The 23371-nt window shown below is 71.3% G+C and carries 21 protein-coding genes; 10 read left to right on the plus strand and 11 right to left on the minus strand.

All coding sequences use genetic code 11. The features are described from left to right. Positions 1-74: 74 nt before the first annotated feature. Both ABT053_RS28255 and ABT053_RS28260 read right to left on the minus strand, forming a co-directional pair. Positions 75-959 (minus strand): chitosanase, encoded by an 885-nt coding sequence (locus tag ABT053_RS28255; RefSeq protein WP_350972861.1) that lies wholly within the window; start codon positions 957-959, stop codon positions 75-77. 407 nt (positions 960-1366) lie between these two features. Beyond that, a complete protein-coding gene (locus ABT053_RS28260; RefSeq protein WP_350972863.1) occupies positions 1367-2365 on the minus strand; it encodes a zinc-dependent alcohol dehydrogenase family protein in 999 nt (332 codons plus the stop codon). 91 nt (positions 2366-2456) lie between these two features. On the opposite strand from ABT053_RS28260, the gene ABT053_RS28265 reads away from it, so the two are divergent. Then, positions 2457-2816 carry an ArsR/SmtB family transcription factor gene (locus ABT053_RS28265; protein ID WP_350972865.1) on the plus strand — a complete coding sequence of 120 codons (360 nt, stop codon included), beginning with the start codon at positions 2457-2459 and terminating at the stop codon, positions 2814-2816. On the opposite strand, the gene ABT053_RS28270 is transcribed toward ABT053_RS28265, so the two are convergent. The 5 genes from ABT053_RS28270 to ABT053_RS28290 form a co-directional block, all read right to left on the minus strand. After that, a complete protein-coding gene (locus ABT053_RS28270) occupies positions 2809-3720 on the minus strand; it encodes a carbohydrate ABC transporter permease (RefSeq protein ID WP_350972867.1) in 912 nt (303 codons plus the stop codon). The two genes, ABT053_RS28265 and ABT053_RS28270, sit on opposite strands and share 8 nt — an antisense overlap. After that, complete coding sequence (locus ABT053_RS28275) at positions 3720-4622, minus strand: carbohydrate ABC transporter permease (RefSeq protein WP_350972868.1); 903 nt, start codon at positions 4620-4622, stop codon at positions 3720-3722. Before ABT053_RS28275 ends, ABT053_RS28270 begins: the two co-directional genes overlap by 1 nt. A 140-nt stretch (positions 4623-4762) precedes the next feature. Continuing rightward, entirely contained in the window at positions 4763-6172 is a 1410-nt protein-coding gene (gene ngcE / locus ABT053_RS28280; RefSeq protein WP_350972869.1) for an N-acetylglucosamine/diacetylchitobiose ABC transporter substrate-binding protein, read from the minus strand. 153 nt (positions 6173-6325) lie between these two features. Then, entirely contained in the window at positions 6326-7084 is a 759-nt protein-coding gene (locus ABT053_RS28285) for a sugar isomerase domain-containing protein (RefSeq protein WP_350972870.1), read from the minus strand. Between the two features lie 2 nt (positions 7085-7086). Then, the gene (locus ABT053_RS28290; RefSeq protein ID WP_350972871.1) at positions 7087-7971 is read right to left on the minus strand and encodes a MurR/RpiR family transcriptional regulator; all 885 of its coding nucleotides are present in this window, start codon (positions 7969-7971) and stop codon (positions 7087-7089) included. A 190-nt stretch (positions 7972-8161) separates the two neighbouring features. Between ABT053_RS28290 and ABT053_RS28295 the strand changes: the two genes are divergently transcribed. The 8 genes from ABT053_RS28295 (at position 8162) to ABT053_RS28330 (ending at position 16674) form a co-directional block, all read left to right on the plus strand. After that, complete coding sequence (locus tag ABT053_RS28295; RefSeq protein ID WP_350972873.1) at positions 8162-8530, plus strand: hypothetical protein; 369 nt, start codon at positions 8162-8164, stop codon at positions 8528-8530. A 190-nt stretch (positions 8531-8720) separates the two neighbouring features. Then, a complete protein-coding gene (locus ABT053_RS28300; RefSeq protein WP_350972875.1) occupies positions 8721-9326 on the plus strand; it encodes an HAD family hydrolase in 606 nt (201 codons plus the stop codon). Positions 9327-9384: 58 nt separating this feature from the next. Then, positions 9385-10020, plus strand: coding sequence for a MerR family transcriptional regulator (locus ABT053_RS28305; RefSeq protein ID WP_350972876.1), 636 nt, complete (start codon positions 9385-9387; stop codon positions 10018-10020). Positions 10021-10276: 256 nt separating this feature from the next. Beyond that, positions 10277-11290 carry a glutamine synthetase gene (glnII, locus tag ABT053_RS28310; RefSeq protein WP_350972877.1) on the plus strand — a complete coding sequence of 338 codons (1014 nt, stop codon included), beginning with the start codon at positions 10277-10279 and terminating at the stop codon, positions 11288-11290. 132 nt (positions 11291-11422) lie between these two features. After that, a complete protein-coding gene (locus ABT053_RS28315) occupies positions 11423-12013 on the plus strand; it encodes a TetR/AcrR family transcriptional regulator (protein ID WP_350972879.1) in 591 nt (196 codons plus the stop codon). A 503-nt stretch (positions 12014-12516) separates the two neighbouring features. Continuing rightward, positions 12517-13443 carry a TrmB family transcriptional regulator gene (locus ABT053_RS28320; RefSeq protein ID WP_350972880.1) on the plus strand — a complete coding sequence of 309 codons (927 nt, stop codon included), beginning with the start codon at positions 12517-12519 and terminating at the stop codon, positions 13441-13443. 85 nt (positions 13444-13528) lie between these two features. Beyond that, positions 13529-15208 (plus strand): NAD(P)/FAD-dependent oxidoreductase, encoded by a 1680-nt coding sequence (locus tag ABT053_RS28325; protein ID WP_350972881.1) that lies wholly within the window; start codon positions 13529-13531, stop codon positions 15206-15208. Between the two features lie 44 nt (positions 15209-15252). Beyond that, positions 15253-16674 (plus strand): ATP-binding protein, encoded by a 1422-nt coding sequence (locus ABT053_RS28330; RefSeq protein WP_350972883.1) that lies wholly within the window; start codon positions 15253-15255, stop codon positions 16672-16674. A gap of 119 nt (positions 16675-16793) precedes the next feature. On the opposite strand, the gene ABT053_RS28335 is transcribed toward ABT053_RS28330, so the two are convergent. Next, positions 16794-18053 carry an alpha/beta fold hydrolase gene (locus ABT053_RS28335; RefSeq protein WP_350972885.1) on the minus strand — a complete coding sequence of 420 codons (1260 nt, stop codon included), beginning with the start codon at positions 18051-18053 and terminating at the stop codon, positions 16794-16796. Between the two features lie 349 nt (positions 18054-18402). On the opposite strand from ABT053_RS28335, the gene ABT053_RS28340 reads away from it, so the two are divergent. Continuing rightward, complete coding sequence (locus ABT053_RS28340) at positions 18403-19788, plus strand: GH1 family beta-glucosidase (protein ID WP_350972886.1); 1386 nt, start codon at positions 18403-18405, stop codon at positions 19786-19788. Positions 19789-20118: 330 nt separating this feature from the next. Here the strand turns inward: ABT053_RS28340 and ABT053_RS28345 are convergent, their stop codons facing one another. Genes ABT053_RS28345 through ABT053_RS28355 form a run of 3 tightly spaced genes read right to left on the minus strand, consistent with a single transcriptional unit; the run spans position 20119 to position 23191 of the window. Then, positions 20119-21150 carry a hydroxyacid dehydrogenase gene (locus ABT053_RS28345; protein ID WP_350972887.1) on the minus strand — a complete coding sequence of 344 codons (1032 nt, stop codon included), beginning with the start codon at positions 21148-21150 and terminating at the stop codon, positions 20119-20121. Beyond that, complete coding sequence (locus ABT053_RS28350) at positions 21147-21806, minus strand: ThuA domain-containing protein (protein WP_350972888.1); 660 nt, start codon at positions 21804-21806, stop codon at positions 21147-21149. The genes ABT053_RS28345 and ABT053_RS28350 overlap by 4 nt, the downstream gene beginning before the upstream one ends. Further along, positions 21776-23191: an aldehyde dehydrogenase family protein gene (locus tag ABT053_RS28355; RefSeq protein ID WP_350972890.1), complete on the minus strand. Its 1416-nt coding sequence runs from the start codon at positions 23189-23191 to the stop codon at positions 21776-21778. Before ABT053_RS28355 ends, ABT053_RS28350 begins: the two co-directional genes overlap by 31 nt. Positions 23192-23371 lie beyond the last annotated feature (180 nt).

The following is a 23371-nucleotide window of genomic DNA, read 5'->3' on the forward strand; positions in this document are numbered from 1 at the left end:
ACGTCAACGATGCCGATCGGGAGTGTCACGAAGAGGGCCCCGGCGGGGTGGGGTGCCGCCGGGGCCCGGGAGGGTTAGCTGATCTTGAAGGGGTCCCCGTAGACCTTCCAGGACAGCGGGGTGTTCAGGTCGAGGTTGCCGTTGTTGAGGAAGACCCGCTGGGCGGTGTCGACCCGGCTGGTGTCCTCGTGGGCCTCCTCGGCCTTCATCGCGACCTTGCGCGCGTCGAGGAAGGCGTGCAGGTACTTCGTCTCGTCACCGCCCTGCGCGGGGGGCTTCGCCTTCTTCAGGGCGTTCTTGCGGATCGCGCCGAAGCTCTGCGGGTCGGTGCCCCCGCCGTGCATGACGATGGCGTCGTAGTAGGCGAACTGCCCGAGGGCGCGCAGGCCGTCCTTCTTGGCCTGGCTGACCGCGGGGTTGAAGTAGACCCGGTCGCGCTCCTCGTTCTGGGCCTGCTGGAAGACCGTGTCCTTGGCCGCGGTGGCCCAGTCCCTGGTGTAGTTCGGGTCGAGGCCCGCGTGGGAGTCGGTGCCGTCGACCTTGCGCAGGGCGGGAAGGTACTTCGCCAGCACGTTCCCCGGCTTGAGCTGGGTGTAGCGCTCGACGAGGTCGAGCATGTCCCCGGTGCCGGAGCAGAAGCCGATGATCCCGGCGGTGTAGCCGCGGCCGTCGTCGATGTCCTCGATGTACTTGTACTGCGCCTTCCAGTCCAGCGAGGAGTTCTCGGCGCTGGACACCAGCTGCATGGCGATGTCCTTCTTGCGCGGGTCGGTGAGGTCGACCGCCGCGGAGGACACGGACAGGTCGGCGGGTGCCACCGCGGGCACGGTCGCGGGAGAGAGCGTGGCGGCGTGCCCGGCACCGGCGGGGGCGATCAGGGCCGGGACGGCGACCGCGGCCGAGGCCAGCAGGAGGCGCGGGGTACGACGGCCGGAGCGGGGATTCGACGAGAAGGACACGTGTCTCTCCAGGGAAGGGGGTCGGAGGAACACCCGGAGGCTCTCCGAAGGGGGTTTCGCGCGGGCTCTCCGGGGACGGGGCCGAAAGGCCGGGGACGGACGGGAACGGACGGGAGGCGTGCGTGGAGGAAGTGGTCCCGGTCGCGAGGAATCCATCCCCCGCGTTAGGAAACTTTCCTAACGAACTTACCCCCCACCACTCCCCGTCCGTCAACCCGTTCGCGCCGATCGAACCTGAAGGCAGTCTTAGGAGAGGCTCAAGCGCCCCTGAGCGAGAGCGGCCGGCGATCACGCGCGACACCCCGCGGCCATGGGCCGAAACGCGGGCGGGCCACCGCCGGGCGTCGGGTGCCGGGCGTCGGGTGCCGAAGAACTCTCACGAGGGCGACCGGTGTCCCGCGCGGGTGTCAGCGGGTCACGGTGAGCACGATCTTGCCGAACCGGGCGCCGGACTCCATGTGCCGGTGCGCCCCCACGACGTCCTCCAGCGGGAACAGGCGGTCAACCACCGGGCGGAAGACCCCGGCGCGCAGGCCGGAGACGACGAACGCCTCGGCCCGGCGGAGCCTCCGGGGGTCCTTCGTGGTCTCCAGCACCGTGTAGGTGCGCACGTTGAGGGCGGGCATGCCCAGGTCGAATCCCGGATACGGCGTCGGCCGCCCGCTCAGCGCCCCGTACAGGAGGAGCGTGCCGCCCGGGGCCACCGCCCGCGCCAGGTCGGTCACGCCCGGCCCGGCGACGGCGTCGAGGACGTGCTCGGCCCCCCTGCCGCCGGTCAGGGCCAGCAACCTGGCCGGTACGTCCTCCTCGTCGGAGACGATCACTTCGGCCGCGCCCTCCTCCAGCAGCCGTTCCCGCTTGGCGCGGGTCCGGGTGACGGCGATCGGCGTCGCCCCCACCCGGTTCGCCGTGTGGATCGCGGCCAGGCCGACGCCGCTGGAGGCGGCGTTCAGCGCCACCACGTCACCCGCCCCCATCCCGCCCACCTCCACCAGCGCGCCGTACGCGGTGAGGTAGGGCATCCACACGGCGGCCCCGGACACCGCGTCCACCCCGTCGGGCCGGTGCAGGAGCGCGGCCGCGGGAACGATCGCCCGCTCGGCGTAGACGCCGTAGTCGTTCTGCGAGAACGCCGGAACGCTGCTGACCGGCTGCCCCTCCGCGAACCCGCTCACCCCCGGGCCGACCGCCTCGACCACCCCGGCCGCCTCGGCGCCGAGCCTGGCCGGGAGCCGCTTCACCGGCTCGATGTACTCGTCGCGGCGGAACAGCGCCTCCGCCCTGTTCACCCCGATCGCCTCGACCCGGACGCGTACCTCGCCCGGTCCCGGCTCGCCCGTCTCCAGGTCCTCCAGCCGCATCACCTCGGGCCCGCCGATCTCGTGGAACCGCACGGTTCTCGCCATGTCACCGTCCTCCGCTCGTCGTGAACGAGATCCACTGTCACGCAGAAGTACGATCGCTGTCAAACTTTGATGGTGGTCGTACTATGGCCCCATGGGACGTACGCCGCCACATCCGCAGGTGTCGCAGTTCGACCTCCAGCAGGTGCTGGAGGCCCTCGTCGATCCGGTGCGCCGGAGCGTCGTCGCGCAGCTCGACGCCGCCGGTGAGGACATCAGGTGCGGAGACTTCGACATGCCGGTCGGCAAGTCCACCGCCACCCACCACTTCAGGGTGCTGCGCGAGGCGGGCCTGATCCGGCAGTACTACGTCGGGACCTCGCGGATGAACGCCCTCCGCCGCGCCGAGATGGACGAGGCGTTCCCCGGCCTGCTCGACGCCCTCACACGGTCCGGGAAGAACTCCGGGGAGAACTCCGGGAAGAACACCGTCCTCCCCGTCCGGGCTACTTGAGCGCGCCCGCGGTGAGGCCCTTCTGGATCTGGCTCTGGAAGAGCGTGTAGACGACGAGCATCGGCAGGATGGCCATGCTCAGCGCGGCGAACAGGGCCGACCAGTCGGCGTCGTAGCCCGCGGCCGTGGAGATGTCGGCGATGCCCTGGGTGAGCACCCACTTGTCCCGGTCGGAGTTGAGCAGCACCAGCGGCAGCTGGTACTGGTTCCACTGGCCGAGCACGTTGAAGATGGTCACGCTGACGATGCCCGGCTTCGCCATCGGGAGCATGATCTGGAAGAACACCCTGGCGTGCGAGGCCCCGTCCACGAAGGCCGCCTCGGCCACCGCCCCCGGCAGCGTCCTGAAGAAGGCCGCGAGGAAGAAGACGGTGAAGGGCAGCGAGTACGCGATGTAGACCAGCACCAGCCCGCCGTGCGTGTTCAGCCCGATGTACGGGCCGATCACCGGGACCGCCCCCATGTTCTGCACGACGAAGAACAGCGGGGTCAGCGCCAGGTAGACCGGGAAGGCGAGGCCCGAGACGAACAGCAGGTAGATCGACCGGTTGCCCCGGAAGCGATAGCGGGCCAGCACGTACGCGGCCATCGAGCCGAACAGCATCGTGCCGAAGGTGCCGAAGGCCACCACGACGACGCTGTTGATCATGTACTGGCCGATGTGCGCCTGCTCCCAGGCGCGGGCCCAGTTGTCGACGCGCAGGGAGGCGGGCAGCGACCAGGCGTCGCCGAAGATCTCGTCCTCGCTCTTCACCGACGCGAGGAACGTCCACACGATCGGCACGACGACCAGGACCGTCCAGACCAGCAGCGCGACGTGCGTCAGGACCGACAGGGGGCCCAGGCGCCTCCTGCGCTCCTCGCGGGCGAGGGCCCTGCTCCGGGGAATCACGACGTCCGCCACTAGAACTCGATCCGCTCACGCCGCGACAGGCGCAGGGCCAGCGCCGCGAACCCGATGGTGAAGAAGAAAAGCACCACGCCCATCGCGGAGGCGTAGCCGAACTTGAAGTACTGGAAGGCGGTGCGGTAGATCTCCGCCGCCATCACGGTCGTGGAGTGGTCGGGGCCGCCGTGCTCGGCCGTCATCACCCACACGATGGCGAAGACGTCCAGCGCCGCGATGCCGAGATAGACCCAGCCGACCTGGATGGTGTCCCACAGCAGCGGCAGCGTGACCCGCAGGAACAGCTGCGGCCCCCCGGCCCCGTCGATCGCCGCCGCCTCGAACAGGTCGCGCGGGATGGAGGCGATGCCCGCGGAGAAGAGCACGACGTAGAAGCCGACCGCCTGCCAGACCAGTACGGCGAGGATCGACCAGAACGCGACGTCGGTGCTGGACAGGAAGCCGACCGGCTCGAACCCCAGGGCGATGAGCGGCGCGTTCAGCATGCCGCTGCGGTCGGGCCTGAAGACCTGCTGGAACAGCACGGCGACCACGGCGACGGCCAGCACCTGGGGGAAGAAGAACACCACGCGGTAGAACTTCGACCCCCAGATGCCCCCGGTGCCGCCCCGCCCGCCCGCGTTGAGCAGGAAGGCGAAGAAGAGCGCGATCCCCAGCGTGAGGACCGGCATCAGGATCAGCAGGACGAGGTTGTGCCGGACCGCCTGCCAGAACACGTTGTCGGCCAGCAGCCGCTGGAAGTTCTCCAGGCCGACGAGGCGCGGGCTCGCGTTCACCCCGCGCCAGTCGGTGAACGCGATGTAGAAGGCCTGCGCGTAGGGCGCGATCACATAGATCAGGTAGAGCGCCACCGGGATCGCGAGGAATCCCGTGACGAACCGTGTCCTGCCGTGGTTCATCGCCGCTTACCGTTCCCTCGGTCGCGTGTCCTGCCGTGGTTCATCTCGGCTCACCGTTCCCTCGGCGGCGCGCCCGCAGGCGCCGTCCCGGCACGCCTCGTGCGCGACGGCCCGCCGTCGTGCGCCGTCGTGTGCCGTCGTCACCGGCTGAACTTCTTCACCGATGAGTCCTTCTTGATGGCGTCGGCCTTGGCCTGGGCGCGCTCCGCCCACTGGTCGACGGTCAGCTTGCCCGCCATGAGCTGCCCGGTCGCGGCGGCCACCTCGTCGTGCAGCTCGACGTACCACTTGCGGAACAGGAACCAGACGGCGTTGTCGCCCGCCGCCGCCAGCGCGGCCGAGGCGCTCTTCAGGCCGGGCTTGAGCGTACGGCCCTCGTCGGCGCCCTTGACGACCGTGAGCGTGGAGACCAGCTCCATGAACTTGCCCGCGCCCTCCTTGGAGAGCATGGCGCGCATGTACTCCAGGCCCGCGCGGGGGTTGGCCGACTTCGCCGGGACGACGTACTCCTCCCCCGGCTGGGCGTGCAGGGTGCCGTACGGCAGGGCGTCGGAGGAGCCGAAGTCGGGGAGCGCGAACATCGCGTAGCCGAAGTCGGCCGGGGTGGAGTCCTTCTGCTCGTTCTCCAGCCAGGAGCCGCAGGGCAGCATCGCGACCTGGCCCTTGTTGTGCGCCGTCTGGGTCTGCACGTGGTCGAGCCCCGCGGTGCCCTGCAGCAGGTACTTCGACCCGATCTCGACGAAGGCCTCCGCGGCCTGCCGCACCGGCTCGGCCTTCCAGGCGCCGTCCTGGAGGTTGTCGATGTCCTTCAGCACGTCCTTGCCGCCGATCTTGGCGGCGAGCGTGAGGATGGCCTCGTAGATGTAGAACGGGTGCTTGCCCGCGTAGGTGAAGGGCGCCATCTTGCCCGACTTCTTGATGGTCTCGCACAGTGCCAGGAAGTCGGCCCAGGTCTTGGGGACCTGCCAGCCCTCGGCCTCGAAGAGCTTCTGCGAGTACCAGATGCCCCAGACGGTGTTGGCGTAGTTGAGGACGTACGGCTTGCCGTCGTAGCTGCCCAGCTCGATCGCGTTCGGGTCGATCGTGTCGCGCACCTTGACGGCGGGGTCGTCCCAGCTCGGCGCGTCGTACAGCGGCGTGAGGTCGGCGAGCTGGCCGTCCTGGACCAGGGCTCCGAAGTCCATCGCGTTGGCGCCGGAGTTGTTGACGAACTCCGGCGGGTCGCCACCGGCGAAGCGCGGCTGGAGGGTCTTGGCGACCTCCTTGGTGGCGTTGTGCTTGATCTCCAGCTTGGGGTGCCTGCCCTTGAGCAGCGGCTCGTGGACGTCCGTGGCGTAGGCGTCGCCGAAACCGCCGTCGAAGATCCAGACCTCCAGGGGCCGGTCCTCGGCGAAGCCGAGCGGGTTGGCCGCGCTGGTGGCCCCGACGACGGGCGCCGAGGAGGCGGCGCCTCCGTTGCCCGCCGGGGTGGCGCACGCGGACAGGACCGGCAGGGTGAGGCCGGCCAGGGCCGCGCTGCGCAGGAGCTCGCGCCTGGATAGCTGGGTCATGCTTCCTCCTGGAAGTGGCCTGGGAACGGAAGGCGGTGGCCTGGGGGTGAGAGGTGGCCCGGGAACGATGAACGGCCGGGGAACGGAAGGCTGTGGCCCGGGGGTGAGGGGTGGCCCGGGAACGATGAACGGCCGGGGAGCGGAAGGCGGTGGTCAGGCACCTCGCCGGATCCTTCCGGCGTAGCGGTTCTCGAGGGCGCGGTTGTGCTCGTCGCCCCCGGTCACGTTGGCGGAGCGGTAGACCGGCGGGGTCAGGCCCGCCTCGGTCAGGCCGCGCACCACCTCGGCCACGACCATCTGGGCCAGCAGCGCCGAGGTGATCGTTGACACCGCCCCGAACGTGCCGCCGTCCTGGAGCGGGAGGACCGCGTCGCCGTACGGGGCGCGGTTGTCGAGCACCACGTCGGCGAGGTCGAGCAGCTTGCGGCCCGAGGGGTGGCGGGAGGTCATCGCGGTGCTGTGCCGCACCGACGTCAGGGCGACCAGGTCGTGCCCGTGCTCCTTGACGATCGAGGCCAGCTCGACCACCGACCCGTTCACCCCGGAGCTGGAGATCAGCACGAACACGTCCCCCGGCCGGACGGGAGCCAGGTCGTAGATCCGCCGGGCGATCGACGGGTCGCGCTCCAGCTCGCCGGGCGCCCCGAGAAGGACGCTCGCCGGGGCGTCCCCGTACAGGACGACGTCGCGCAGGGCGAGGCGGTTGCTGGGCACCAGGCCGCCCGCGCGCCCGGCGATCTCCATCGCGATCGCCTCGGAGTGGCCGGAGCCGAACGCCTGGATCACGCCGCCGCCGGTCAGGGACGCGACGATCAGCGCCGCCGCCTCCCCCACCGCGGCCTTCTGGGTCCTGGACACCTCGTCCACCAGTGCCTTGACCTCGTGGACGTATTCGGAGGCCCCGATCTCCACGGTCAGCTCCTCTCCACGCGATGGCTCTCCAGAGCCCGGATCGTCAGCTCGAAGGCCTCGTTGGTCTGCTCGTAGGTGCGCTGCGCGACCGCGACGTAGACGGTGTCGAGGACGAAGAGCTGGGAGTGGACGGCGGCCAGGCCGCCCAGCCTGAAGGTGGTCTCGCGGCTCGCGGTGGTCAGCACCAGGTCGGACAGCTCGGCCAGCGGGGAGCGGGCGAAGGAGGTGACCGCGACGGTGAGCGCGCCCCGGTCCCCGGCCTCGCCGAGGGACTCCAGCACCTCGCGGGTGCGGCCCTGGTGGGAGATGCCGATCGCGACGTCGCCCTCGCCGAGCAGCGCGGCGTCGGCGAGCGCCTCGTGCGCGTCGGCGTGGCTCCAGCAGGGGACCCGGATCCGGCGCAGCCGCCCGCCCATCATCACGGCCACCGCCCCGCTGGTGGAGACCCCGAAGATGAGGACGCGGCGGGCCGCGACGACGGCCTCGGCGACCTTGGCGACGGTGCCCGCGTCCAGCTGGGCCGCCGTCTCCTGGATGAGCCGGGAGTCGGCGGCGGCCATCACGCCGATCGCCGCGTCGAGCGGATCGGTGGGACCGATCTCGTGGCCCACCCCCGCGTCCCAGTTGGCCTGCGCGGCGCGCCCGTTCTCGGTGGCCAGCGCGACCCGCAGCCCGGCGTACCCGGCGAAGCCGAACACCCGGCAGAAGCGGGTCACCGTGGCGGGCGAGCTGCCGCTTCGCTCGGCCAGCGTGATGATCGTGGAGCGCGCCGCCTCCGCGGGGTCGGCCAGGATCGCCTCCCCCACCCGGCGCAGGGCCTCGGGCAGCGCGGGCGTCTCGGTCTGGATGCGTCCGAGCGCGCCTGCGGCCACAAGCATTCCTTTCATCGGGAGTCATCTGGGTGAAAATTATTCTCAAGTCAAGCTCGCGTCAAGGCTGTCCAGGGCACAGTTGGGGGCACAACGCCTACGGCGTCGGGGCTTCGGGGAAAAATTCCGACAACCTTCGGCGCCGTTCGAGCGTCGTTCCTAACAGAGGTTCCAGAAAAGGAGCCGCCCGACGGAGGCGAACCCCACGATGACTCCACGTCCGGCCGACACGCCGCACCAGGTTTCCAGTGCGCACGTCCACGACGAGCTGGCCGCCAGGCGCGCCCGGCGCGCCAGGGACCAGAGACTGCGCAACGACCCGCACATCCGGCTGCTGGAGCGCGAGCACGGCGTCCGCTTCACCGTCGAGGAGCTCCAGGCCGCGGACCGGCAGGCCGAGGAGCTGCTGGCGCCGCTCCGCCAGGAGCCGCCCCTCGACGAGGAGACCCGCTCCCTGCAGCTGCTCGTCTGGCGCCGCCTGGGCCCGAGGGGGTTCCAGGGATTCATGCAGGAGCTGGAGGAGATGGAGGCCGAGCTGGCCAGGGCCAGGCACGACGGCTGGGGTGAGATCAGCTAGACCTCCCCCCGCTCCCCCCGCTCCGGCGGGCCCCCTCGTACGTCCTCCACCCCGGCGGGCCCCCGCGCCCGCGCGCACGCCGTCGCGGTCTCACCAGGCCACGGTGACGCGACCATCCCCCAGGCGAGCGATCGATCGCTTCCGTGCGCGGTAAAGTGGAGGGAGATCCACTTTCACGCGTTAGGCCACCATGCTCCGTCAGCGACTCCAGCCCTCCACGCCGTACGCCGCCCTGATCTTCGACTGCGACGGGACCCTCGTCGACACCGCGGCCGCCAACGAGAGCGCCTGGCGGACCGCGCTGGCCGGATGGCAGGTGGACCTCGACCCCGCCTGGTACCAATCACGCACCGGCCTGTCCGCCGACCGCCTGCTGGCCGAGCTGGAGACCGAGACCGGGGCCGAGCTCGACTACCGGGCCGTGCGCGCGGCGGCACTGGACGCCTACCAGTGGCTGATCCCCACCATCACCCCGCACGAGACGGTGAGCGCGGTCGCCGAGGCGAACCGGGGGCGGGTGCCGATGGCCGTGGCCTCGGGAGGCGCCCGCCAGGCCGTGGAGGAGACCCTGCGCGTCACCGGCCTGCTCCCCCTCTTCGACACCGTGGTCACCCGCGACGACGTCCGCTACGGCAAGCCGGCCCCCGACGTCTACCTCCTCGCGGCGCGCCGCCTCGGCGTCGCCCCGCACGCGTGCGTCGCCTACGAGGACACCGACGAGGGAGTGGCGTCCGCCCTCGCCGCCGGGATGACCGTCATCGACGTCCGCCCCTCGCTCCGCCGGAACGCCGTCTGACCCGCCCCCGGCGACGGCCTGAGACGGCCCACGCATTGGCTACCTGTACTATCCAACGATGCGGATATCCGAGCTCAGCGCCGCATCGGGCGTGCCCATCCCGACGATCAAGTACTACCTGCGCGAGGGCATGCTCCCCCCCGGGGAGCAGACCTCGGCCACCAGGGCGCGGTACGGCGAGAACCACCTGCGCAGGCTGCGGCTGATCCGGGCGCTGCTGGAGGTCGGGCGGTTGTCCATCGCCGCCATCGGCAAGGTGATGGCCGCCGTCGACGACGAGAGCCTGGACCTGCACCACGTGCTCGGCACCGCGCAGTACGCCATGGCCCCGGCGGTCGAGCCGCACGCGTCCGGCGACGAATGGGCCCGCGCCCGCGCCGAGGCCGACGCCATGATCGCCGGTCTCGGCTGGCGGGTGGATCCCGCCGCCCCGGCCCGCGACGAGCTGGCCCAGGCCGTCCTCACCCTCGGACGGCTCGGCCTGCCCGCGGGCGGCGAGGCCCTGCGGCCCTACGCCGACGCCGCCCTGCGCCTGGTGACCGAGCACGAGATCGGCACCATCCCGCTCGACGGCCCCCGCGAGGCCGCGGTCGAGGCCATGGTCCTCGGCACCGTCGTGCACGGCAGGGTGCTCGACATCATGCGGAGGCTCGCCCACGAGTCGGTCTCGGCCCGCGTCTTCGGCACTCCATAACCCACATGGGACAAATGGGATTAAAGCCCCCAGAGCAATAATCGGCTTCTTGTGTGACGGATGTCTCAATCGTTCCAATCGTCCCGCGAAATGGCAGCTCACAGCCTCGAAACGGGGGTGTGCGGATTTCAATACGGCCACTGCCTGCTCATATAGGGCTGGGTAACACCCTGTTCACACACGGGCAACAGTTGCGAAATCGCGACTTGCGAATCTTTGAGGGCAGCAGATCCCTCCATCCTCAAGGACTCCGCCGATGACCTTCAAGGCTGAATACATCTGGATCGACGGCACCCAGCCGACCGCCAAGCTTCGCTCCAAGACCAAGGTGATGGCGGACGGTGCGGAGCTCCCGATCTGGGGCTTCGACGGGTCCAGCACGAACCAGGCCGACGGCTCCTCCTCGGACCGGGTGCTCAAGCCGGTGTTCACCTGCCCGGACCCGATCCGCGGCGGCAGCAACGTGCTGGTGCTGTGCGAGGTGCTCAACATCGACATGACCCCGCACGAGAGCAACACCCGCGCCGCCCTCGTCGAGGTCGCCGACAAGTACGCCGCCCAGGAGTCGTGGTTCGGCATCGAGCAGGAGTACACCTTCTTCAAGGAGGGCCGCCCGCTCGGCTTCCCGATCGGCGGCTTCCCGGCCCCGCAGGGCGGCTACTACTGCGGCGTCGGCGCCGACGAGGTCTTCGGCCGCGAGATCGTCGAGAAGCACCTCGACTACTGCATCGAGGCGGGCCTGGCCATCTCCGGCATCAACGCCGAGGTCATGCCGGGTCAGTGGGAGTTCCAGATCGGCCCGGCCGGTCCCGTCGAGGTCTCCGACCACATGTGGATCGCCCGCTGGCTGCTCTACCGCACCGCGGAGTCCTTCAACGTCGGCGCCACCCTGGACGCCAAGCCGGTGAAGGGCGACTGGAACGGCGCGGGCGCGCACACCAACTTCTCCACCAAGGCGATGCGCGAGAAGTACGACCCGATCATCACCGCCTGCGAGGCCCTCGCCGCGAACGCCCTGGAGCACGTCAAGTACTACGGCGCCGGGATCGAGGACCGCCTCACCGGCCTCCACGAGACCGCCCCCTGGAACGAGTTCAGCTACGGCGTCTCCGACCGCGGCGCCTCGGTGCGCATCCCGTGGCAGGTCGAGGTGGAGAAGAAGGGCTACATCGAGGACCGGCGTCCGAACGCCAACGTCGACCCCTACCTCGTCACCCGCCTCATCGTGAACACCTGCTGCTCCGCTCTGGAGAAGGCCGACCAGGTCTGATCCGGACCGACAGACTCGAAGGCCGCGAACGCCCTGCCGGGGGCGTCCGCGGCCTTCGGCGTTCCGCGCCCGCCCGTCCGCTCCGCGGAGCAAGACGAGACGTTGCGACTCGCGAGTGGTACATTCGGGCACGTGAAGACACCGAACCCGGCCCGTCGCAGCGAGCAGTCGCGCCAGGCCATCCTGAGCGCCGCCTTCGACCTGGTCGTCGAGTCCGGATACGCCAAGCTGACGGTGGAGGCGATCGCCGCCCGCGCGGGGGTGGGCAAGCAGACGATCTACCGCTGGTGGCCTTCCAAGGGCGCCGTGTTCGTCGACGCCGTCCTCGCCGTGACCGGGGACGAGAAGGGGCACCTCGCGCTGCCCGACACCGGCGACCTCGGGGCCGACCTGCGCGTCGTGCTGCGGGCGATCGTCGACGAGTACAACGACCCCAGGCTCGACACGATGAGCCGGGCGATGACCATCGAGGCGCTGAACGACCCCGGGATCAACACCGAGATCACCGAGCGGATCATGGGACCGCACCTGGAGGCGACCAGGGACCGGCTGCGCAGCGCCCAGCGGGCGGGCCAGGTGGCCGAGGACGCGGACCTGGACGTGGCCGTCGAGCTGCTCTACGGGCCGATCTACCACCGCTGGATGCTCCGCACCGCCCCCCTCACCCACGAGTACGCCGACACGGTCGCGGAGTTCGCCCTCAGGGCCCTGAGAGCGACCTAGCGGCGATCGAGCACAGGCCCGACCCCGTACCCCCGGCTCAAGGCTCAGAGAGCGACGCAGCGGCCCGGCGGCGCAGCGGCGATCGGGAGCGCGGCCGGGACGGCCCGGACGCTCCTGACAGCCCTGACGACTCCTGGCGCCCCTGACGATCCCTGGCGCCCCTGACGGCCCGGACGATCCCCGGCGGCCCGGACCGAAATTACCGGGCGCGCCGTCCGCACGGGACGGGCTCCGGCCGCCCGGCGCGTCCCGGCCGGAGACCCCCGCCGGTCCGGGTGAGGCCCGGACCTGGCCGGGATCGGCGCGGACTCGTCACCGGGCGTCTGAGCACGCACGATGAATCCGTCGGCCCAGAACAAAAGTAAAATGTTCCCCCAGGGAGCGCTCCCTCGTTCCGTTCCCCCAGTTCCACGGGCCCGAACGACTTCACGTCACGAAAATCCTACAAAACAGGTGCTTTAGGACAGCGCTAAACGGGTACCTCGCGCCGTACCATAACTGCGATGCGGGACGTAGTGGAGCAATTACAGCGCTTGGGCATGTCGGGCTACGAGGCCAAGGCTTATGTCACCCTGGTCGGTGCCGGACAGCCCCTCAACGGCTACGAGGTGGCCAAGCGTTCAGGCGTGCCGCGCAGCACGGTCTACGAGACGCTCGGCAAGCTGGTGGCCAAGGGGGCGGCCTACGAGCTGCGCGGCTCCGACGACGCCACCGACTACCTGCCGCTGCCGCCGCGATCCCTGCTGGAGCGGATGCGCAGGGAGTTCACCGACTCGATCGAGTCGCTGGAGGTCTCGCTGCCCGCGATCGTGGCGCCGCCCAAGGCCCACCTGATCCACAACCTCAAGGACGCCGGGGCGCTGCTCGCCCGCGCCGAGGACGTGGTGGCCGGGGCGCGGGGCGACCTGTTCCTGTCGATCTGGCCCGAGGAGATGGGACTGCTCTCCTCGCTGGTCAGACGGGCGGTCGAGCGCGGGGTCGAGACCTCGGTGATGCACTTCGGGACGGCGCGGGAGCAGGTCGGCAACCTGTACGAGCACCGCTTCCCCTCCCCGCCCCCCTTCCTCGACGAGCAGGGCGGCCTGAAGGAGAACCCGGACCACCGGCTGCTGGTCGTCGCGGGCGACCGCAGGGAGGCCCTGGTCGGCGGCTTCGCCGGGGGCACCGCGTGGGGTGTCTACACCGAGGACCCGGCCGTCGTCGCGATGGCGGTCGAGTACGTCAGGCAGGACATCGCCCTGCAGATCGTCGCCGACCGGGTCGGGCACGAGGCGATGCGCGAGATCTGGGCCACCGACCCCGACCTCAGGCGTTTCCTCGCGGACCGCGACCGCCCGGCCGCCCTGCTGCGCGCCGCCGGGGCGCCCGGCCACCGCCCCTACGGTTCTCCCCCGTCCCCGGGGACCCTCGGCCCCCACGACCACGCCTGACAGATGTTTGGTTTAACAGTGATGTGACATCCTTCGTAGAGATTGTCTCCATATCGGATGTCTCCATCTCGGGGGAAGGCAGGACATGGAAAAACCGGTCATCATGACGGTCGACGACGATCCCGGCGTGTCCCGTTCCGTCGCCCGCGACCTGCGGCGGCGCTACGGCCACTCCTACCGGGTCGTCCGGGCCGACACAGCGGCCGACGGCATGGCCAGCGTCCGCGAGCTGCGGCTGCGGGGCGACGACGTGGCGGCGATCCTCGCCGACTACCGGATGCCCCAGATGAACGGCGTGGAGTTCCTGGAGCAGGCCATGGACCTGTACCCGTACGCGCGCCGCGTGCTGCTGACCGCCTACGCCGACACCGAGGCCGCGATCCAGGCGATCAACGTGGTCGACCTCGACCACTACCTGCTCAAGCCGTGGGACCCGCCGGAGGAGAAGTTCTACCCGGTGCTGGACGCCCAGCTCGACGCCTGGCAGCGGACGGACCGGCGCGAGTCCGACGAGCTGCGGGTGGTGGGCGCGCGCTGGTCGGCCCCGTCGTACGAGGTCAGGGACTTCCTGTCGCGCAACCAGGTGCCCTACCGCTGGATGCTCGCCGACTCCCCCGAGGGCGCCGAGCTGCTCGCGGCGGCCGAGGAGAAGGCGGCGGGCGAGAAGGCGGCCGTCAGCCCGGCCAGGCTGCCGCTGGTCGTCACCGGCGACGGCACGAAGCTCGTCGCGCCGAACCCCTCCGAACTCGCCCAGGCCGTGGGGCTGTCCACCGCCCCGGCGACCGACTTCTACGACCTGATCGTGATCGGGGGCGGCCCCGGCGGGCTGGGCGCGGCGGTCTACGGCGCCTCCGAGGGGCTGCGCACCGTGATGGTCGAGCAGCACGCCTCGGGCGGGCAGGCGGGCCAGAGCTCCAGGATCGAGAACTACCTGGGCTTCCCCGACGGCGTCTCCGGCGCCCAGCTCGCCGACCGGGCGCGGCGCCAGGCCGCGAAGTTCGGCGCCGAGCTGCTCACCGCCCGCACGGTCACCAGCCTGGAGGTCAAGGGCCGGGCCCGGGTGGTCGGCTTCGCCGACGGCGGCACGATCGCCGCGCACACCGTCATCCTGGCCACCGGCGTCTCCTACCGGCGGCTGAACGCCCCCGGCCTCGACGACTTCATCGGCTCCGGCTGCTACTACGGCGCGGCCCTGACCGAGGCGCCCGAGTGCGCGAACCGCGACGTCTACATCGTCGGCGCCGCCAACTCGGCCGGCCAGAGCGCCGTCTACCTGTCGGGGTACGCCAGCAAGGTCCACCTGATCGTCAGGAGCGACGGGCTGGAGCGGACCATGTCGCACTACCTGATCGAGCAGATCTCGCGGATCCCGAACATCGAGGTGCACACCGAGACCGAGGTGGTCGGCGCCGAGGGCGAGGGCCACATGGAGCGGATCACGCTGAAGGGCCCCGAGGGCGAGCGCACGGTCGAGGCCGAGTGGCTGTTCGTCTTCATCGGCGCCCAGCCGATCACCGACTGGCTCGGCGAGGCCATCGAGCGCGACGAGAGAGGCTTCGTCCTCACCGGCCCCGACCTGACCGCCGACGAGAACAGGCCGCGCAACTGGCCGCTCCGGCGGGAGCCGTACCACCTGGAGACGAACGTGCCGGGGGTGTTCGCCGCGGGCGACGTCCGGGCCGACTCGATCAAGCGGGTCGCATCGGCGGTCGGCGAGGGCGCGATGGCCGTGGCCCTCGTGCACCGCTATCTGGAGAAGACGTGACCGCCCCGGACGAGGTCCCGCACGGCGATCACGAGGGAGGTCACATGATCGACATCGAGGTGCTCCGCGGGCTGTTCCTCTTCGAGAAGCTCGACGACGACAAGCTCCGCTGGCTCGCGAAGTACGGGGACGAGGAGGAGTACGACGCGGGCGCGCCGATCGTCAAGCAGGGTGACCCGGCCGACTGCTTCGCCGTGCTCGTCGACGGCGAGGTGGTGATGGTCACCGAGACCACCGCCGGGCCGGTCACGATGACCCCGACCTCGCAGCCCGGCGCCTACGGCGGCGCGGTCCTGGCCTACCTGGGCGACCGCGCCCCGGCCACCTACAGCCACACGCTGCGCGCCACCAAGCCGACGCGCATGTTCATGCTCCCGGCCAGGAAGTACGGCATGATCATGGCCGAGTGGTTCCCGATGGCGGTGCACCTGCTCGACGGCGCCCGGATCGGCGGGATGGCCCAGCGGGAGCTCGTCGACCGGCGGCAGCGGCTCACCGCGCTCGGCACGATCACCGCCGGGCTCACCCACGAGCTCAACAACCCGGCCGCGGCGGCCGTACGGGCCGTGGACGAGCTTCGGGAGAAGACGAAGACCTCGCGCAGGCGGCTGGCCGCGCTGGCCGAGGACGGCATCGATCCCGAGCGGCTGCGCGCCCTGATCGACCTGCAGGAGGCGTGCGCCGCCAGCATCGCCGAGGCGCCGTCCCGCTCCCCGCTGCAGATCTCCGACGCCGAGGACGAGCTGGCCGACGCCCTGGAGGAGGCGGGGGTGGCGGACGCCTGGGAGATCGCCCCGCCGCTGGTGGCGGCCGGGTTCAAGGTCACCAAGATGGACAAGGTCCGCGAGGCGCTCGGCGAGCGCTACCTGGACGGGGCGATGCACTGGCTGTCGGAGGCCATCGAGATCACCCAGATGCTGAACGAGGTGACCGACGCGACCGAGCGGATCTCCTCCCTGATCGCCTCCGCCAAGCAGTACTCCCAGATGGACCGGGCGCCGTACCAGACGGTGGACGTGCGGGAGCTGCTGGACAGCACGCTCACCATGTTCCGCGGCAAGATCCCGCCGGGGATCACCATCGCCACCGACTACGACCCCGAGCTGCCGCCCATCCCCGCCTACGCCGGGGAGCTCAACCAGGTGTGGACCAACCTGATCCACAACGCGCTGGACGCGATGGCCGGCACCGGCGTACTGACCGTCCGCACCCGGCTCGAACACGACACGATCGCGCTGATCGAGATCTGCGACACCGGCCCCGGCGTCCCCGAGGCCCTGCGCGAGCGGATCTTCGAGCCGTTCTTCACCACGAAGTCGGTCGGCGAGGGCACGGGGCTCGGCCTCGACATCTCCTTCCGGATCGTCGCCGGACGCCACGGGGGCGACCTGCGCGTGGAGTCGGAGCCAGGGAACACCCGCTTCGAGGTGCGCCTCCCCCTCACCGAGACGGCCGCTCCCGCCTGAGACCGGAGGTCGTGGAGCCTCCCGCCTTTCGGAGCGGGAGGCTTTACGGCGTCCGGGAGCCTTGGACGTCTGAGTACCGCGCACGTTCGGAGCCGTGCACGTCCGGGAGCCGTGGACTTTCAGGAGCCGTGGACGCCCTTGGCGATGTCCATCAGGCGGGCCAGGACGCCGCCCCCGGAGACGCGGACGCCGTCGTGCTGCCACTCGTTGGTCACCCAGGTCCGCACGTTGCCCACCGCCCGCGCGGTGCCCATGGACAGGCCCTCGTCGACGTACATGTCGTCGTAGTAGACGGCGGCGACCACCGGGACCCGGTTGGCGGCGAGCCGGGCGGGATCGTAGAGGGCGGGCCAGCCGTCGGTCTCGGCGAGGATCTCTGCGGCGCCCTTGAAGGGACGGAGCGCGGCGATCTCGTCGAACATCCACGGGTAGATCATCTCCCCGGTGGGCAGCGTCGTCGCCGCGTCCTCGCGGAACTCCCCGGGCAGCAGCCGGTGCGCGGCCCAGCCGGTGGCGGCGCCCTGGGCGTAGATCGACTCGTGCAGGACCGCGTAGAGCGGGTTGCCGACGAAGCCGGTGGCCATCATGACCTCGTACAGGAACAGGTCGGAGAGCCTGTCGCCGGTCCAGGCCTCCTCCAGCACCCAGTGCAGGTACTCGGCGCCGTCGCTCATGCCCAGGCACATGCCGAGGGTCTGCAGGCGGCGTACGGTCAGCACGTCGCCGTCGGGGAGGAGGACCTCGTGGCTGCGCAGGTGGGCGGCGATCGCGTCCAGGCGGCCCGAGTCGTGCGGGTAGCGGGCGAAGTAGCGGTCCACCTTGTCGCGGACGCGCGGGTAGGTGCGGGAGTAGACGTCGTCGGCGGTGGCTTCGAGCCCGGACAGGCCGCCGGTCACGTAGCAGGCCGCCAGGCCCTCGGGGGCCCGGGAGAGGTAGGTCAGCGTGATGAAGCCGCCGTAGCTCTGGCCGAGGGTCTCCCACGGCCGGTCGCCGCAGAGCTCGCGCCTGATCAGCTCGGCGTCGGCCACGATCGAGTCGGCCCTGAAATGCCCGAGGCGGGCGGCGAGCTCGGCGTCCGTGCCGCGCGCGGTCTTCGCGGTGATGGGGGTGCTGCGGCCGGTCCCCCGCTGGTCGAGCAGGAGGACCCGGTGGGTCTTCAGCGCGTGCCCCAGCCACCCGTCGGCGGCGGCCGGGCGCGGTGACTTGCCGCCGGGACCGCCCTGCAGGAAGAGCAGCCACGGCAGGTCCTCGCCCCGCCGCGCCGGGTCCACCGCCTCGCGGGCGAAGACCTCGATCGTCTCGCCACCTGGGTCGGCGTGGTCGAGGGGGACGGTGAACACGTGGTCGGTGAGCGCCACACCGGGCAGAAGGACAGTCACCCACGGAAAGCTATCGGACCCGCGCGCCCGTTTCCGCCCCAGGTAGACGATGCCGACCAGGGGTTCGGACGTCTCATCGACACGGATCGTCGCTCTCCGTGACCTGTGAAACGACTCGATAACACCACCTTGACGCAGACGGAGCTTTGCCTCTTAAATTTCAATATGAATTAAGCCTCGAAGTTGAGTGGTCACCACTCCCCGTGAGCGCTCACAAAGCGCGGGAGGGTGACTCGACGCGCAGAGGGCACCGGCTGGGGACCGCCCCGGCGCCCCCGCCACCGACCGTCGTCCCGGCGCTGCCCGTCAGGCGACACATCCGCGTAACCACGCAAGGAGCGATCAAGGGATGACCCAGACCGACGACCGGACCGGCACCGGCCTGGCCCTGTTCCCGCCCGCTTTCCGCTGGGGGGTCGCCACCGCCGCCTACCAGATCGAGGGCGCCACCGCGGAGGACGGCCGTACCCCCTCCATCTGGGACACCTTCTCCAGGACGCCCGGCCGGGTGCACCTCGGGCAGAGCGGCGACGTCGCCTGCGACCACTACCACCGCTACGCCGAGGACGTCGCCCTCATGAGGGAGCTCGGCGTCAACACCTACCGCTTCTCCATCTCCTGGCCCCGCATCAAGCCCGACGGCACCGGGCCGGTGAACCCCCGCGGCCTCGACTTCTACGACCGGCTGGTGGACACCCTGCTGGCCGCCGGGATCGACCCCATGGCCACGCTGTACCACTGGGACCTGCCGCAGACCCTGGAGGACGCGGGCGGGTGGACCGTGCGGGACACCGCCCACCACTTCGCCGGGTACGCGGAGGCGGTGTACGACCGGCTCGGGGACCGGGTCAGGACCTGGACCACCCTCAACGAGCCGTGGTGCTCGGCCTTCCTCGGGTACGGCACCGTCGACCAGGCTCCCGGCCGCGCCGAGCCGGACTCGGCCTTCCTCGCGGCGCACCACCTGCTGCTCGGCCACGGCCTGGCGGCCCGCGCCCTGCGTGCGGCGGGCGCCAGGGAGGTCTCGGTCACGGTCAACCTCACCCCGGTCTCCCCCCGCGACCCGCAGGACCGGCACGACGTCGCGGCGGCCAGGCTCGTCGACGGCCTGCACAACCGGATCTTCCTCGACCCGATCGTGTACGGGCGCTACCCGGCCGACATGCTGGAGCACACGGCCCGCTTCACCGGCCTGGGCCACATCCTCGACGGCGACGAGGAGCTCATCGGCGCCCCGATCGACTTCCTGGGGGTCAACTACTACGCGCCGACCTACGTCGCGGCGAAGGTCGGCACCCCCTCCTCCGACCGCTTCCCCGGCACCGAGGGCGTCGAGCACCCCGAACCCGACCTGCCGGTGACCGCCATGGGCTGGCCCGTCGAGGCGGACGGCCTGCGCAGGCTCCTCGTGCGGCTGGCGCGGGACTACCCGTCCACCCCGCTGATGATCACCGAGAACGGCGCCGCCTACCACGACTCCGCCGAGGACGGCAGGGTGGCCGACTCCGAGCGCGTCGAATACCTGCGCACCCACCTGCTCGCCGCCCATCAGGCGATCCAGGAGGGAGTCGACCTGCGCGGCTATCTGGCCTGGTCGCTGATGGACAACTTCGAGTGGGCGTACGGCTACGACAAGCGGTTCGGGCTCGTCCACGTCGACTACGACACCCAGACGCGCATCCCCAAGGACAGCGCCCTGTGGTACAGCGGGGTCATCGGCAGGAACGGGATCTGACCCGGGAGTCCCGGACACCACCTGACACGGATGCTCCTCCTTCCCGGGGCGGGGGAGCATCCGTGTTCGTCGCGTCATAAGACCGGACGATGTCCGTCGCGGCCCGTCGCCGCTCGTGGCCATTCGTTGTCGCTCGTTGTCGCTCGTCGCGGGTCGCCGCCCGTTGCCGTTCGCCGCGGCCCGTCGCGGTCCGTCGCCGCTCGTCGCGGGTCGCCGCTCGTCGCGGTTCCTCGTGGCCCCGTCGCGGTCCGGCGCCGTTCGCCGCGTCGTACGGCCGGGCACGGCGGCCTTCGCCGGGGGGCGGCCCCGGAGGGCCGTCCCCTCCGGGCGTCACGCGGTGATCGCCAGCAGTTCCGGGTCCACCGGGTGGCGCAGCGGCCGGCCCGCCAGCGCCAGGAGCACCTCGTCCACCGCGCACGCCCCCAGCCTGGCCAGCTCGTTGCCCAGCGCCCCGGCGACGTGCGGGGTGAGGATGACGTTGGGCAGGTCCCACAGCACCGAGTCGGCGGGGACGACCTCGGGCTCGGTCACGTCGAGCACCGCCGACAGCCTGCCGGTGGCCAGCTCGGCGACGAGCGCCCCCTGGTCCACCAGGGAGCCCCTGGCGGTGTTGATGAGCGTCGCGCCGTCGCGCATCGCGGCCAGGCGGGCCGCGGTGACCATCCCCCGCGTGTCGTCGGTGGCCGGGGCGTGCAGGGAGACGATGTCGGAGGCGGCGAACAGCTCGTCGACCCCGACCAGGCGGGCACCGAGCGCCCCCGCGCCCCGGGCGTCCAGGTACGGATCGGCGATCAGCACGTCCAGGTCGAAGGGGGCGAGCAGCTCCGCGACCCTCCTGCCGATCCTGGAGGCCCCGAGCAGGCCGACGGTCCTGCCGTAGTTGCCGTAGTCGCCGTAGTCGCGGTGGCCGTCACGCCCCTGGTACAGGCGCAGGTCCACCTTCCTGGCCCGGTACTCGCGGGCGAGCGCGAGGACGGACTTGCCGGTGAGCAGGATCATCGCCACGGTGTACTCGGCGACCGGCAGGGCGTTCGCCGAGGCGGCCGAGCTCACCGCGATCCCCCGGGCGAACACGGCCGGGCCGACGTGGCCCTTGACGCTCCCCGCCGCGTGCACGACGGCCCTCAGGCGCGGCGCGCACCGCAGCACGGGCTCGTCGATGAGCGGGCAGCCCCAGCCGGTGACCAGGACCTCCGCCCGCTCCAGGCGCGCCCGCGCCTCGTCGGTCCCGAAATCGGTGAGCGGCGCCGCCAGGTCGGCCTCGGCCGCCGCGCGGAGGCGGTCGCCGACCTCGGAGGGGAACAGGCGGGCGGGCAGCCCCGGGTACATCGCCAGCACCACCGACGGCTGACCGGCGGTCACCGGCCGGCCCAGATCAGGCCCCGCCGGGTGAGCTCGTACACGGTGGGGTGCCGCAGGTCCTCCATCCGGTGGCCGACGGCGGAGAAGAAGACCTTCCCCCTCCCCCACCGGCGGGTCCAGACGACGGGCATCGGGGTCTCCGGGGAGACGAACCGGGTGGTGGCGAGGACCTCGTTGTGGGCGTCGGTGAGCATCCAGTACTGCTCGGTCTCGACGGTGAAGTCGTCCAGCCCGGCGACGATCGGGTGGTCCGCGTGCGCGGGGTCGATGACGACGTCGTAGGTGAGGAAGTCCTCGGGGTGGTGCAGGAAGAGCCCGCCGACCATCCGCAGATAGTCGTGGCTGCCGTCGAAGGTCGCGACCAGGCCGCCGTGCCAGCCCGCGAAGCCGGTGCCCGCGCGGACCGCGGACACCAGCCCCGACTCCTGCTCAGGCGTCAGGACGCCGCCCGTCCAGCACTGCACGATCAGGTCGGTCCCGGCCAGCAGCGGCCCGTCGGCGTAGACCTCCAGGTCGTCGGCGACGGTCACCTCGAAGCCCGCGGCGGCCAGCTCGGGGACGAACAGCTCGGTCGCCTCGACGGGGACGTGCCCCTCCCAGCCGCCGCGGACGACCAGTGCCCTCCTCATCGGCGGCCGGCCGGGTCGCTCGCCCACTCGGGCAGGGTGAGCGGGGTGCGCTGGACCCCGATCCACTGGCGCCTGGTGAAGCCCGGCATCTGGTTCTCCGCCCCGTGACGGGCGTGCGCGTCGTTGACGTGGACCTCGCCCGCCCGCAGCCGCTCGGCCACGTCCATGCCGCGCATCAGGTCGGCGGTGAACACCGAGTCCATCATCATCGGGTGCCGGTTGGCCAGCTCGACGGCCTCGTCCTCGGAGTCGACCACCGTCACGGGGATGACCGGCCCGAAGATCTCCTCGGTGAACGCGGGCATGTCCGGGGTCACGTCGGCCAGCACGGTGGGGCGGTAGAACAGCCCGTCGTAGGTGCCGCCGGTGACCAGCCGGGCGCCCTTCGCGATCGAGGGCGCGACGATCCGCTCGTGCAGCCGGGTCCGCTGGCCCTCGCTGATCAGCGGGCCCAGGTCGGTGTCCGGCGACATCGGGTCGCCCAGGCGCAGCGCCTCGACCCGCCTGGTCACGGCATCCAGGTAGCGGTCGGCGACCTCGCGGACGACGATGTGCCGGCTGGAGCTGATGCACGTCTGCCCCTGGAACTCCAGCGAGGCGATCATGGCGTGGGAGGCGGCCAGCTCGACGTCGGCGTCCTCCAGGACGATGAAGGCGTTGTCGCCGCCCAGCTCCAGGCGGATCGAGCGCAGGTCGGTGGCGGCGGAGGCCGCGATGGCGAGGCCGACCTCGCGGGAGCCGGTGAAGTCCAGCAGGTCCAGCCCCCGGTGGTCGGCGAGCGCCCAGCCGGCCTCGGGACCGTCCCCGGTGACCACGTTGAACACCCCGGCGGGCAGCCCGGCGGCCTCGGCGGCCTCGGCCAGCACGTGGCCGCCGACCAGCGGGGTCAGCTCGGCGGGCTTGAGCACGATGGTGTTGCCGAACGCCAGGCCGGGCGCGACCATCCGCATGGCGAGGTTCATCGGGTAGTTCCACGGCGTGATGACGCCGATGACGCCCAGCGGCACCGCGCGCGACAGCGAGAGCTTGCCCGCCTTGTACGGCGGCAGGATGTCCCCGGCGTTCTCGGTCGCCTGGACGGAGGAGATGAGGAGCTGGCGGATGCTCGTGCCCACCTCGTCCTCGGCCTTGGCCCGCACCCCGCCCGTCTCGCGGACGCTCAGCTCGACCAGCTCTTCGTAGCGGCTCTGGAGGTGCTCGGCGATGCCCCGCAGGTATCCGGCCCGCTCGGGTGCCGAGAGGGCGGCCCAGGCGGGCTGCGCGGCACGGGCCGCGGCGACGGCCCGGTCGACGTCGGCGGGACCCCCCAGCGCGTACGTGCCGATCCGCGCGCCGGTCGCCTTCTCGTGCACGGGGGCGGTGCCCCCCGAGGCGGCGTCCTGGAATGTCCCGTCGATGTACAACCTGCCCACAGCCATCCCCTACATCAATTATTACTCTTAGTACAGAATGCAAAATAAGTGCTGGACAGAGGCGGCGTCAACAGTCCCGGGGGACGCCTGTGAAGGCGGTCACGGCACCTCGTCCCGAGGTCAGGCGGGCGCGGGGCCCCGGCCCCGAGGCCGGGCGAGCGGGCCGGAATCCCGGCCGGG

This window comes from Streptosporangium sp. NPDC002524 (assembly GCF_040295985.1).
In the GTDB taxonomy this organism is placed as follows: domain Bacteria; phylum Actinomycetota; class Actinomycetes; order Streptosporangiales; family Streptosporangiaceae; genus Streptosporangium.